The organism is Lunatimonas sp. (genome assembly GCF_020832325.1).
In the GTDB taxonomy this organism is placed as follows: Bacteria; Bacteroidota; Bacteroidia; order Cytophagales; family Cyclobacteriaceae; genus Lunatimonas.
In genome coordinates this window covers 71,173-84,351 of the sequence record NZ_JAFIEU010000010.1, presented here as the reverse complement: position 1 = coordinate 84,351, position 13,179 = coordinate 71,173, and the positions used below count along the sequence as shown (strand labels likewise).

Annotated in this window: 11 protein-coding genes; 5 read left to right on the top strand and 6 right to left on the bottom strand. The window is 49.0% G+C overall.

All coding sequences use genetic code 11. The features are described 5' to 3' along the window. The first annotated feature begins 21 nt into the window (after positions 1-21). Genes JJU34_RS03115 through JJU34_RS03095 form a run of 5 tightly spaced genes read left to right on the top strand, consistent with a single transcriptional unit; the run spans position 22 to position 5,382 of the window. A complete protein-coding gene (locus JJU34_RS03115; RefSeq protein WP_228690870.1) occupies positions 22-1,455 on the top strand; it encodes a circularly permuted type 2 ATP-grasp protein in 1,434 nt (477 codons plus the stop codon). A gap of 11 nt (positions 1,456-1,466) precedes the next feature. Beyond that, on the top strand, positions 1,467-2,447 hold the full coding sequence (locus JJU34_RS03110) for an alpha-E domain-containing protein (protein WP_228690869.1): 981 nt from the start codon (positions 1,467-1,469) through the stop codon (positions 2,445-2,447). After that, positions 2,444-3,184, top strand: a complete 741-nt coding sequence (locus JJU34_RS03105; protein WP_228690868.1) for a peptidase — start codon at positions 2,444-2,446, stop codon at positions 3,182-3,184. The genes JJU34_RS03110 and JJU34_RS03105 overlap by 4 nt, the downstream gene beginning before the upstream one ends. Positions 3,185-3,200: 16 nt before the next feature. Then, on the top strand, positions 3,201-4,067 hold the full coding sequence (locus JJU34_RS03100) for a transglutaminase family protein (RefSeq protein ID WP_228690867.1): 867 nt from the start codon (positions 3,201-3,203) through the stop codon (positions 4,065-4,067). A 58-nt stretch (positions 4,068-4,125) separates the two neighbouring features. After that, a complete protein-coding gene (locus JJU34_RS03095) occupies positions 4,126-5,382 on the top strand; it encodes a metallophosphoesterase (protein WP_228690866.1) in 1,257 nt (418 codons plus the stop codon). 58 nt (positions 5,383-5,440) lie between these two features. On the opposite strand, the gene JJU34_RS03090 is transcribed toward JJU34_RS03095, so the two are convergent. The 6 genes from JJU34_RS03090 to JJU34_RS03065 form a co-directional block, all read right to left on the bottom strand. After that, positions 5,441-6,145 (bottom strand): DUF1080 domain-containing protein, encoded by a 705-nt coding sequence (locus JJU34_RS03090; protein WP_228690865.1) that lies wholly within the window; start codon positions 6,143-6,145, stop codon positions 5,441-5,443. A gap of 127 nt (positions 6,146-6,272) precedes the next feature. Continuing rightward, positions 6,273-7,643 (bottom strand): neutral/alkaline non-lysosomal ceramidase N-terminal domain-containing protein, encoded by a 1,371-nt coding sequence (locus JJU34_RS03085; RefSeq protein ID WP_228690864.1) that lies wholly within the window; start codon positions 7,641-7,643, stop codon positions 6,273-6,275. Positions 7,644-7,700: 57 nt separating this feature from the next. Next, entirely contained in the window at positions 7,701-9,767 is a 2,067-nt protein-coding gene (locus JJU34_RS03080) for a BNR-4 repeat-containing protein (RefSeq protein ID WP_228690863.1), read from the bottom strand. Positions 9,768-9,929: 162 nt separating this feature from the next. Next, positions 9,930-10,580 carry a hypothetical protein gene (locus JJU34_RS03075; RefSeq protein ID WP_228690862.1) on the bottom strand — a complete coding sequence of 217 codons (651 nt, stop codon included), beginning with the start codon at positions 10,578-10,580 and terminating at the stop codon, positions 9,930-9,932. 138 nt (positions 10,581-10,718) lie between these two features. Further along, positions 10,719-11,756, bottom strand: a complete 1,038-nt coding sequence (locus JJU34_RS03070) for a DUF3500 domain-containing protein (protein WP_228690861.1) — start codon at positions 11,754-11,756, stop codon at positions 10,719-10,721. A gap of 132 nt (positions 11,757-11,888) precedes the next feature. Beyond that, positions 11,889-13,052 carry an FG-GAP-like repeat-containing protein gene (locus JJU34_RS03065; RefSeq protein WP_228690860.1) on the bottom strand — a complete coding sequence of 388 codons (1,164 nt, stop codon included), beginning with the start codon at positions 13,050-13,052 and terminating at the stop codon, positions 11,889-11,891. Positions 13,053-13,179 lie beyond the last annotated feature (127 nt).

The following is a 13,179-nucleotide window of genomic DNA, read 5'->3' as shown; positions in this document are numbered from 1 at the left end:
TACCAACCAAAAATTGACCCTATGAAGTTTGATTATGCGTATCCCGCGGATTTTTACGATGAGATGTATTTCCCTGATGGCACGCCCCGGCAGCAAGGTGCTGCTTTTCATGAATTGCTTGAAGCTACCCCTCAAAAGAAACTTTCCCGGTTACAGTTTTCTGCAGACAAGGCGCAGATGGCCATGGGCATGACGTTTAACGTCTACCACGACAAACAAGGCGTAGAAAAGATTCTTCACCTGGACATTATCCCAAGAATCATTTCAGCAAAGGAATGGGCACACTTGGACCGTGGTCTGAAGCAGCGCATTGAGGCCCTCAATCTATTTCTGCAAGATATTTACAACGAGGGCAGGATCATCAAAGACAAAATTGTGCCGGAGGATCTAATCTATGGGAGTAAAGATTACTTGCATGCATGTAAGGGATTGACTCCCCCGAAGGGAATATGGTGCCATATCACGGGTACCGACTTGGTGAGGGATCAATCCGGAGATTATTTTATTTTGGAAGATAACCTACGCTGTCCTTCCGGGGTGTCCTACATGTTGGAAAGCCGCGAAATTATCAAGCGAGCCTTTCCCACGTTGTTCAACAGGCTGGGTGTACGTCCTGTTTCCGATTATTCCGCCAAGCTGCTTTCCATGTTACAAAACCTCTCGGATAAAGCCAAGCCTGTAATTGGTGTGTTGACTCCCGGTATTTACAATTCGGCCTATTTTGAGCATTCCTATCTGGCCCAACAGATGGGGGTGGAGCTGGTATCCGGTATGGACTTGGTCGTAAAGGATAAAAAGGTATTTATGCGTACGACCAAGGGTCTGGAGCAAATCGATGTCATCTATCGCCGGATTGACGATGTGTTTATGGATCCTTTGGTCTTTAATCCAGACTCACTGCTAGGTGTCCCAGGCCTGTTTGAGGCGTACAAGGCAGGGAACATCGCACTTGCCAACGCGCCTGGCACCGGTGTGGCTGATGATAAGGCGGTATATGCCTACGTTCCCCGAATTATCAAATATTACCTCGGAGAGGAACCCATTCTGAACAACGTGCCCACTTATCTATGTAGAGAGGAGGCAGACAGAAAGTTTGTATTGGAAAACATCGCTGACCTGGTAGTGAAGGAAACGAATGCTGCCGGAGGCTATGGCATGTTGATTGGTCCGAAGGCCACGACAGAGGAGCACGAGAAGTTCCGGCAGTTGATTCAGGCCAATCCGAAAAACTACATCGCACAGCCCACCCTTTCCCTGTCTACAGTTCCTACCATCATCGAAAATAAGACCATAGAGCCTAGGCATGTGGATTTGAGGCCCTACATTCTGTACGGCAAAGAGATCCAAGTGATTCCCGGTGCCCTCACCCGTGTGGCGCTGAAAAAAGGTTCCTTGGTGGTCAATAGCTCCCAAGGCGGCGGAAGCAAAGATACTTGGGTATTATTTAACGACTAAACCACAACAACATGTTAAGTAGAGTAGCAGATTCGATTTACTGGCTGGGACGGTATCTGGAGAGAGCCGAAAATTATGCCCGGTTTATAGATGTTAATTTTAACCTCATGCTGGACCTACCCGGTGATCTAGAGGAGCAGTGGGAGCCTTTGGTGATGGCCACGGGTGACGATGCCCTATACCGGTCAAAACACGCTGCGTTTAACAAGAAGGAAGTGATGCACTTTCTGGCGTTTGATACCGACAATCCCAATTCGCTCATTTCATCGGTGACTTTTGCTCGGGAGAATGCCCGCATTATTAGGGAGAATCTCAGCAAGGAAACCTGGGAGAAGCTCAATGAGACGTACCATTTTGTGAAACGGGGAGCTGAAAAAAGGGAGTGGATGAAAGAGGATCCACGGGGTTTTTTCGAAAGTGTAAAATGCCAAATCCTCCTTTTGTATGGATTGGCAGACAATACTGTCGCCAGGACCGAAGGATGGTATTTTCGCCAACTGGGTCAGTTTCTCGAACGGGCCGATAAAACTGCCCGGATATTGGATGTGAAATACCACATTCTATTGCCCTCTACCGACGAGGTGGGCACTCCCTTAGATTTTCTCCACTGGATGGCCCTGTTAAAGTCCGTAACTGCATTCAACACCTATCGACGGCTTTACGGAAATATAGACCCGGCCCGTGTGGTAGAGTTTTTGCTACTCAACAAATACTTTCCCCGTTCGGTGTTTTATTGCTTAAAAGAGGCTGAGTCCTGCCTGAAAAAAATCACCGGCTCCAATGGTTCGGGGTATTCCAACAGCTCCGAAAAAGCGATCGGTGAGCTGCGCTCTAGGTTGGAATACGACGATGTCACCGAGATCATTCAGCGTGGCCTGCACGAATACCTCGAGCACCTGTTGGTTAAAACTAATTTCATTTCAGATCGTATCAATGAGAATTTTTTTCAAATAAAGGATACCTTTGCGAATCAAATAAGCACGCAAGGATGACATTTTGCATAGGAATCAAAACCAGGTATGGAATAGTAGGATTGGCAGATACGCGCATAACCTCGGGCAGCGATACGACCACATCCAAAAAGCTGTACACGGTGAATAGAAAGAAACACTCGTTCTTCATCATGACTTCTGGCCTTCGCTCGGTTAGGGATAAGGCGATCACCTATTTTGCCGAACTTATCGAAAAGGAAGACGCCTCCTTTGACAAAATGTACAAAGCAGTCAACGGCTTCGCCGATCAGGTAAAGCGTGTCGCTAAGGAGGACAAGGCTTCTTTGGCTGAATCAGGACTGGCGTTTAACCTGTATTCCATCATCGGCGGCCAATTGGAAGAAGACAAGGAGCCCAAATTATTCATGTTGTATCCAGAGGGCAACTGGATTGAAATACGTCAAGGTACGCCTTTTGTGATTATCGGAAACACGGGGTTTGGAAACCCCGTGTTAAGGCGATCCTTAAAGTTTGACGAGCCCTTGGATTTTGCACTCAAGAGCGCATTCCTCGCCTTCGATGCCACACGGATTTCAGCGAACGATGTGGACTATCCCATAGATACTGTTATCTTGGAGAATGACAGCTACAATATCATCGAAAACCGGTTTGAACAACACGAATTGAACCACATTTCTGAATTCTGGAATAACTGCTTGAAAGAAGCGATCAACCGACTCCCCTCCGAGGGATTGAAAAAGGCCTTTTCCCATGCGGAAATTGAGGATGGGGAATAAAATACGCCACTAAACTATGGACATCCGGATATACCACGAGACGATATACGCATACAGTTCACCGGTGTTCCTGAACCCCCACCAATTGTATTTGAAACCCCTGCAACGGGATTACCTAAGTATCCAGGATTACCGGATAGATGTGTTTCCCGAACCTATGGGGATCAGTGAGCGGTTTAGCTTGGAAGGAAATCCGCACTTTCAGGTCTGGTTTGGGGCACCCACAGCGGAACTTCGGATCATCCTGCACGCCCAGGTAGAGAGCAGGCCCTTTAATCCCTATGCGTTTGTGATGGAGTCTAGGTTTTTGAAAGCAGTAGATTTGGCGAGGGATATTCCCTTTCTTTACGAAGCAGAAGAAAGTCTTCTCCTTGCGCCATACCTCAGCTATACCCATTTCCCCGAGCTGACGGCCTTTGCCAAAGCTCACCTGAGATCAGTAGACCCCTTGCAGTTTATCAGTTTACTGAATGCCTCTCTTTACACAGACTGGGAACACTTGGTCCGACTAGAGGAGAATGTGTGGGACCCGGCATACACATTCGCGAAGAAGCAGGCATCCTGTAGGGACCTGGCTTGGATGATGATGGGCATGCTTCGGAACATGGGCATTGCTGCGCGCTTTGTCAGCGGATACGCTTTCAATCCCGAGCTGGACGAGGGCCATGAATTACATGCTTGGGTGGAAGCCTATCTCCCTGGTGCAGGTTGGGTTGGTTTGGATCCCAACTTGGGATTGCTCGCCGATAATCATTATATCCCACTAGCCACCGGCTACCACCCTTCCCGAACGTTGCCGGTACACGGATCGGTAGGAGGAGACCATTTGGTAGAATCTACCCTTACCAACCGCGTAGAGCTGGTACAAACGGGGCTAAATTAGGGTTTAGCTAAACCTTTTCTGGATTTTTTCGATTATTAAACAGCAAAAGCGTTATTCTATGAACAATCTCGGACCCATTATTTTTATCACTACCGTATTTTTATTTAGTTGTTTTTTAAACTGGTACACCTTTCAAGGCTTTAAGGCTCTCTTCCAAGGATGGGATCATCCGCGCGGGAAACTCCTGATTTTCGGAGCCTATTGGTTCGTGATGGTTGCTATCACGTTGTGGTTTCTGTACACCTTTATCAGGATATCCAGAGAAGGGGAAATTAGCAGAGATTCCCAGCAGGTGCTGAATGTGTTTTTGACCGTAACGGTCACCCAGATTACGACTATTCTTTTTCTTTTTGGCGAGGATATTTGTCGGGTGCTGATGAGTGGCTGGAACTATTTCTGGGGGGAGGCCACGGGTACAGGGGGATACCTACCCGATAGGCGGAAATTTGTCAGTCAAATCGCATTTGCTGTTGCTGCGATTCCCTTTGCCGGTTTCGTATACGGCATCACGCGGGGGAAGTACAATTTCCGGGTTATTCGTCAGGCGGTTTATTTCAAGGACCTTCCCGAGGCCTTTGACGGGTTCACCATCACGCAACTTTCAGATATCCATGCGGGTAGTTTTACGGATTACGATGCCGTTCAGCGTGGCATAGACCTAGCTGTAAAACAGCAGTCTGACCTCTTTGTGTTTACGGGAGACTTGGTAAACCACAAGGCGGAGGAAATTAGTCCGATGGCTGCGGGATTTGCCCAGATCAAAGCCCCCTATGGTCAGTTTTCAATTTTGGGAAATCACGACTACGGAGACTATGTCTCCTGGTCAAGTAAAGAAGAGAAAGCGCGGAATTTTCAACGCCTGAAGGAAATGCACGGAGAGATGGGCTATCGCCTACTGTTGGACGAAAGTGTCGTACTGGAAAAGGATGGGCAACACATCCGCCTGTTAGGTGTGGAAAACTGGGGCGTGGGTTTTCACGCGAAGGGCGACTTGGAAAAAGCGCTGAAAGACTGCGGACAGGAGGAGTTTAAGATACTCCTTTCCCACGATCCTTCCCACTGGGACGAGGAAGTCAAAAACCACCCCAAGCAGGTTCACCTGACGCTGAGTGGCCACACCCACGGCATGCAGTTTGGAATTGAGACTCCCCTGATTCGGTGGAGCCCCGCGCAGTTTCGCTATCCCAACTGGGCGGGACTGGCCGAGTATGCCGGAAAATACCTCTATGTAAACCGCGGTTTTGGTTTTCACGCATTCTCTGGCAGGGTAGGCATCTGGCCTGAAATCACCGTGCTAGAGCTTCGAAAGGGGTAGATGGAGAGGAGGTTTAGATTTTAGATCTATCTTAAATCTAATACTAATTTTCTCCTAGTTATAGCCTCCTGATCTTGATATTTCGGAAATAAACCTGATCTCCGTGGTCGGTAAGCAGGATATGACCACTTTCTAATTCTCCATAATTCAGGTCGTGCTTGAATTTGGTTTCCGCTTTTCGCTTTAAAAAGTCCTTGCTGCCTCTTTTGTAAGAAACCACTTTTACGCCATTGAGCCAATGCTCTACCTTTTTTCCTTTCGCTACTATCTTTCCGCTGTTCCACTGACCGTGGGGATATAGCGTTTTGTTCTTTGGCTTGTACAGGAGGTAGCCAGACGCGGTGGAACTCAAGCCATTCGGATCTTTTTTTATCTCCGGGTGGTTGAAATCGTCGATGATCTGATATTCCGGCCCATTGATCATGGTCGCTCCCGTTTCCTCATTCAGAATGGTGCCTACAAAATACTTGATACCGCTGTTAGCTTTCTCGGTTAGGTTAAACTCAAATACCAGTTCGAAATCGCCGTAGGTGTCCTTGGTGATGATATCCCCTCCTTTTCCCTCCAAATAGAGTATGTCGTCTTTGAATTTCCACGCATGACTGGGGAAAGCCGGGTCTGTTTTTCCGCGCCACTTATCCATGTTGGTTCCATCGAAAAGCACCTCCCACGCTTCTTGGGCTTGGACAGGTACGGCGGTTGACACGTACAAAATTCCTGCTAGGATGTAAAGTAGGGTGTTGGATTGTAATAGGTTGTTCATCTGAAAGTTATTGGTGTTTCAACAATTTAATGTTCCTCCGTTGTTAGGGGAGTCTCTTCGAAATTTACAAGATAATCTAACCGGTTTATGCCGAGTTCCTGCCCGATTGCAGACTTGTACCAGTCGTTTAGTCTGCTGAACGGGCGGGAACCATGCCTAGTTCCTCAGCCAGCCGGTCAAATGCACCCAGAATATGTTGTTCGATGCCTTTTTCCCAGGTACTGGGCAGCCCATAAACCATCTGAGAGGAATAGCCTTCGTATCCACCCTCATCCAAAATGATCTCTGACGGGATGTAGCCCATCACATCGTTGGAATAAGCCATCACGAAGCTGTCTTGCCCATAGGCTGCCTTCAGCTCATTGGCATAGGCCACGGTCACCTCTCCTCCCATGTTGAAAATCCGTTGATCACCGAGCTGCCAGATTTGCAGGGGGTAGGGGTACGAGGACAACGGCGTTTTTCCCATGGTTTGTTCGGTAAGCATGCGCTCCGCCCACCGCTGCATGTATCCCGACTGTTCGTTTGCCATTCGCGTAAGTTCGGCTTTGCTTGGCGGTGCTGCCAGTGCAAGGGGAATCTCCGTATAGGCGGTATGTATCGTTGCTTCCAGTGGTTTCATCTCTTCGTCCAGCACCCGCTCCACTGCGGCGGCTAAGGATTTACCGTATTGTTTGGCTAAGGGAAGGCTGCGGCGGGGGATGGGATTTTGGTCTCCGGACGCCCCTTGAAAGAAAAGAGCAACTGTCCCCGGGTACATTCTTTCCAGCTCAATCTGCGCAAAACCCGGATAGTCTCCCGACCACGAATAGTGATCCAGCACGGTGGGATGGCAGGCATACCCAAACACGATACCCAGCAGGTCTCCTTGTGGACTTTCGATCTTTATCACCGGAACGGCATGGTCATTGGGTCCAGCCAGCTCTATTTGATGCACGATATCTCGTTCCGAGTTATTTCTTCGGTTTACTTGAAAACGGGCCACTCCATTGGCGGAGGATAATCTCGCAGGTTCCATGGCTGCTTTTGCTTCATCGATAAGGGCTACCACTGTAGCTTCCAGCCAGCGGGAATAACTCTTGACCAAGCTGAGCTGCTCTTCATCCAATGGATAAATATCGTAAAGTGCCTCCTCTAAGACAGGGCCCGAATGGGTATGACTTCCGTTAAGGATAATTTGGCTATTTTCCCACCCGTATTTTTCTCGCAGCGCCTGGCGGATGCGGTCTGCCATCTTTTTGGGAAATCCCAAAATGTCTGCCGTTACCAAAACCGATTGCTTGCCGGATTGGTCTTCGAGCACGACTGCTTTGGCCCAGAGATCGTGGTACGTACCTGTGGCGGGCGTGGAACGGGCAGCATATCCCGCCATCCACATGGGTTTATCCGGCGTAATGACGGTCTTGCTAATGCCCGCTTTCCAAATCATCTTGGTTTGTGCAAAACTATGTGTGCCCATAAGCAGTAGGATGAAAATAACTACATGGATTTTATTCATTGGATAATCGGTTGGGTTTTAATGGCCAAATGGGTGTCAATAGGTAATTAGATGCGATTAATGTATCGTCCAATCAATGGCTTGATACAGCAATTGGATAAAAGGTGTTTTCGAAAAGTCCGTGGGGAAACCTAGCGAGGTATAAAAAACCTTGCTTTTCCCAGCACTTCGAATGAATGCCACCGGTTCCTGATGTTGGCCCGAAACACCCGCTAAAAGGATGTCGGTTTTAGGGTCAAGCATTGGGTTTACCAAGTAAATATTTCCCTGACTGATCCATTGGGTTACTGCCAGGTTTTTCACGATCGGATGTCGGCGGTTTTTACGATTCACGGTCACCTTTGTGGGGCTTTCGGCAGGACCATATCCTCGATTTTCATGCCCTAACACCTCTGGGACAAAATCCCACCAGGCCTCGTGCCCTTCTTCCAGGCTTTCGGGAGGGATAGAAAAGGCGTGATTTGCGGTACGAATTCCCAAGATGGGCTTTCCAGCTTTCAGGTGATTTTTGATCATTTCCAACTGTGCCTCGGGCAAGCCTACCCGACGGATAAATACTACGAGCAGATCCGCGTCGGGGATGATTTCGGTATTCGGGAGTTCGTAGCTTTCCCTTGGGCCGTTGCCTAGGAGTACCTGCGTACGATAGCCTCTGTTATCTTCTAATTGTTTGGCAAAGGCGGGGATGGTCCATGTTGCCTCGTAATTGTTCGGATCTTCACTGATAAGAAAGGTAACCAGCTTGCTTCGGTTTCCTACCTTTTCTTTTTCCGATAGATACGGAGGCTGCATACGAACCCGGCCTACTACGTTTAGCTGATAGTCTTTGTAGGTGGTGTAGCGTCCGCTAAGCCAAAGGACCACTTCCTTTTCCTGATCAGCCAGTACGATGGGACGAATGTTATCCGCGTTAGACTGATAGGTCACCGGTATCCACTCCCACTGTAGGTCTGTAGTGCGGATCCCCCGAAAGATCTCGTATCTGCGTTTCCCGTTTACTTCCAGTGGTTTCCCGTTTTTGGGGTCTACGTCCGAGGAGATATAGACGATATCTGCACGCAGCGGATGCAGGCTCACCAATCCAGTATATTCATTCTCGCCTGGATACAGACGGCTGCCCGCATAGGCAATTTCCTGTTCCACCCACCGGCTTCCATCCCAATAGGCGTGGTGATAGCGATGGTCAAAGCCTCCTAACGAGGTATTCCGGGTTTCCCCCCTGGTGATGGGGTCTTTGGTCACCGAAAAAACGATAAAAGGCCGTCCCTGTCCATCCAGCTTGATGTCGCTGGTCCAAGCTACATCGGCACGTGTAGAGGCATCTCCATCATAGACTTTGGTGAAATCGCTCGGTTTGTAGGGACTGTTTGCATTTCGGCTGATGGGGCCCACGTAGGTTCCATCGCTCTGATAGAGGTTCCCGCTTTCGTAATACCCGTGGTAAATGCTGTTATTGTAGTGGCGGGGGTGTTCTTCGGTTGTGATAAAATGAATCCGCTTCTTCCCGTCTGAGGCATACCGCAGGTAAGCCCTTCCGAAATCCTCAAAGAGCCTACCGCCAAACTCCCAACTGCTCCCGTCATTTTGGGAAACCAGGAAATGGGGGTTATTTTGATTCCCACGGTAAAAGTTAAAGGTTTCTCCCGTATCGCTAAGTCGGTACACATTCGAGTAACAGACCCGTCCGTTGGTTGCGACTGTTTGTTCTGGAGTCCAGGAACGAATGTCGCCGGGCTTTTCAGAAATGCGAAAGCGGACCAGTGAATCGATGGAGTGGCCTGCATAAACTGCCAGAAATCTCCCATCCGGGCGCTGCATCAAGGCACTTACGTTGTGATCATCTGCGGGAAGCAACCCCTCCGTAAGCTTGGCGGACTGGGTTTGGTTGGTCTTGAGGTCCCATTCCGTCACGGTATTATCTCCTGTAGACGTCACACCGGAAAAGATCACCCTGTCACCCAAAAGTAACGCACGATCGTCCTGAAACCAACACCAACTACCATCCTCGTGCAGCGTAATGTCTTGACCCTCCAGCAGTGGCGATGGATATTGGAAGGCCATCAGGCCGGTAGTGATACCCCAGTAAATCAGGGTAGAAAAAAGCACAAAATAACGTGGTGTCATGGGTTTAGCATTCGTTTCTTAAGGGGGTAATTGACCTATAAAGATTGTCTCCTACAGGAGGGTAAGTTTACAAAAATTATCCGTGTCATGCGACCAAAGTGTGTTGGGTGGCCTCAGGTGCGGGAAAAAGCCCTTTATAAAAGCTTTAAAGAGGTAGAGGCCTCACTTTTTGGTCACCTTGACATTGGAAAACCAAATGAACTTATCCCCGGATTCGTTCCTGTGGTCCAGCGTCAGGCTGATGCCTTCAAACTCTTGGATATTTTCCCAAGTGACCGCACGTCCATCGGGACCATTTCCCCGTCGAAACACCCATTCCACAATTTGCAGCTCGCTGTTCAGGTATAGATCGTAGGCATCTCCCGGAGTATACCCGTCCGCATCGTTGTAAATGATGGAAAGTTTGGTGCCCTGTATCCCCTGAATGGGAGAACGCTGATCTTCGGTCACCTCGTATCGATAACCCGTATCCCAGGCAAGCTGAAACGGGAACATGAGCCAATACTTGTCGTTGATAAAGCGCTGATCAATCGCATCCAGTTCGGCGGTTTTTTCGGCGATTAGGTAGGTAACCGTGGTATCTGGTCCGGCGTACCCTACTTCACCTTTGATCCTGTCCCAGGCCCAATCGCGGGTCAACACAGTGACGCTATCACGACGTACATTCCAAGTGTAGGAAATCTTCGCTACTTGCTCCAAGTTATCGAAACCGTAGGCTTTGGCTACCTGCATGGGCAGCGTCTGCTCCTCTGCGGGAGGGGCGCATTGTGCCAATAGAAAGGGCACAAGAAGGCATGTAAGTATCTTCTTCATCGGGGTAAATGTGTTATTTTAGTGGTTATGTATTTGGTATAACCAATTTTAGGAAATAGATCAGAAGCTGGCAAGTAACCGTCTACTGGCCTACCATCATTGGTTAGTGTAATTTTGTTTCCAGGTAGGGTATTTCGACTAGTCAGCCACATGGGGATGACCATGCAAGTAATGGTTTCCGAGCAAATCATTGCCAAAATCATTGTTCAGATCCCTCACGACCGTATGCACGTGATTGGCATTATTTTGAACGTTGTCGTACTCTATGAGTAGGGCGGGATTTTGAATCCGGTAGTAATGGGGCTCGCCGATAGCGTTCACGGTACTGCCCGCCCAAGCAAAATGGGTGTTTTCAATACCTGCTGCTCTAAACTTTTCCCATAGGCGGTCACGTACCTGATCGGTGTAGTTGCCCAAGTAAATTCCGATTAGCTCCTCCAGCATGTTTTGCTGGGAAGGGGTGAGCTGTCGGTAACTTAAACCCTCTGGCTGCTGTAGGGACGCCTTTCGGTCGTTGGCCGTTAGAATATCAAAGGGGGCTTTATCGGTGTAGATGGCTACTGCCTTTTGGGAGTCGGTCAGGCTTTCCAGAAAAGCAAAGCCTCTGTTCGTTTCCTGCTGAAGTACCTGCCTGCCGCGGTGTAGGTCCACCTGCACTATACTCGGATTGGAACCAAAGAAGGTAGGAGTGGCGGAAACGACAGTCCCCCGCTTGGAGGAAAAATTCAATGAAATGTGGTGCCCCTCAAATCGCCAACCCCATTCAGCCGATGCGTGGGGGCTCCCAAATACGGAAAAATAATAGTTCTCGGGATCCCGGTAGGTGTCGTTTGGTGGGCGGTTTTCGATGATCCGAAGTACGTTCTCCAGTTCGATGATTGCCTGTGTTTTTTGATGCCCCTGTTGACTAAGGGAAGCTTTTAGCAGTTCTATCCCGGCTTGGGTCTGTCTGTTGTTTAGGTCATGAAAATTCACCCCTTTCCGTTCCCTAGGGATGAAGTGCCAATTGAAGCGTTCCGAATGATCGAAGGGAAAGGTGGCTTTCTGCTGTAAGCCAGGATCCAGTGTTTCCAGAAAAGCCGTAGCTTTTTCGGAAAGGTCCTGGGCCATGATTCTGGGCGCAAAAAAAAGCAGTGAAATGCCGACGAATAAATAGGGGATAACGTTTTTTTGCATGGGATTTACGGTTGTGTATTGTAAGGTCCATGATTTTTCATGGGTTTTGGATTGGGTAAACAAATTTCCTATTCTACCGACAGTAGGATGGGAAATTTAGACCACTTACCTGTTCCGTGTTTGGAGTGGGCATTAGTGGCTTTTATTCCAGTAGATCTTTAAGTTGTTGGTCGCTCTACCGGCAGCAATGATATCCGGTTTCCCGTCTCCATTGAGATCGGCTACCTGCAAGTCCTCGCAGGCCATGCCTCCCTCGTCAATCCAGATCACTTCCCAATCGTTGGTGCCTTTGGGGATGTATAGCTGTACGCCTATTTCACCTGCCTGATTTTTCTCTCTCCATCCAACCACTAGTTGATCCTGTCCCATTTTTAAGAGATCAACAGCTGCTAATCCATGCCCTTGGTTCAATTGATCTGTTAGTACGGTACGCTCTAGATGTTCCTTTTTGAACGGTCCATTGGTAGGGATGTAGGTGGTTAGCAGGTTGCCGTGCAGCGGTTCTATTCCAGCGAGGAATTTTCGGCTATCCTTTCCGGTACCTATCCGCAATTCTCCGAAGGAATGTCCCTCAACCAGCCAAGCTCCGTCACGATGGGCCGTCCAGCGCCCCTCTGTGAACTGAAACGCTTTCACGCCTTCTTTTCCGCCAATGTACACCGCATCGCCGTGCTCGTCTGGAAAAACGTCCAAATTATGGGTGATGTGCATCGAATCGTCAATGACCGTATAAGCCCAAGGTTGGGTAGGGTCTGAGGGAACTTCGTAAGCAATGATATGGACGCCTACGCCCTCGCCGCCTTTATTGCCTCGGCCATGCAACGGGGCCATGATCAGCTGATACCTGTCACCCGCCTTGGCCCAGCGCATACGATGCACCGTGGGTTCGTGGTGCAGCCGCACGGGTGTCCACTTTTGGGTGGGGTCCGCCGGCCTGATCAAGTAATGTACAGAGCCGGATTTGACCGGATCGGTGGTTTCGCCAGGGTTCCACTGTGCCCCTACCGCTACTTCTACCTGCCCATCACCATTTATATCTGCTGCGGCTATGCAGACGTTGTCAGACTCCGTCAGGTTTTCCACCATCACAAAGCGCTTCCAGTCACCGTTTCGGTACCACACAAATTCATTCTTATCTACCAGTAGGATGTCCGGTTTGCCATCTCCGTCCACGTCGCCTATCGCAAGCCCATAGCCAATAGCTACCTTGTCATCCAGTAACTGTGCTTCAAAATGGGGAGTCAGGCTTGGGGAAGGGTCGGCAATTAGCCATTGAAAAAGCATCAAATACCACATGTATCAGGTTATGTTTGGTTTACTGCTAAATATAACCTTTTTTCTGCGGATTTTATAAGGTAGCTACAAATTACCATTTGGCCCGGTATCAAGCGGCCCACCTAGAGCCGCAGACTCCTCGCATTCT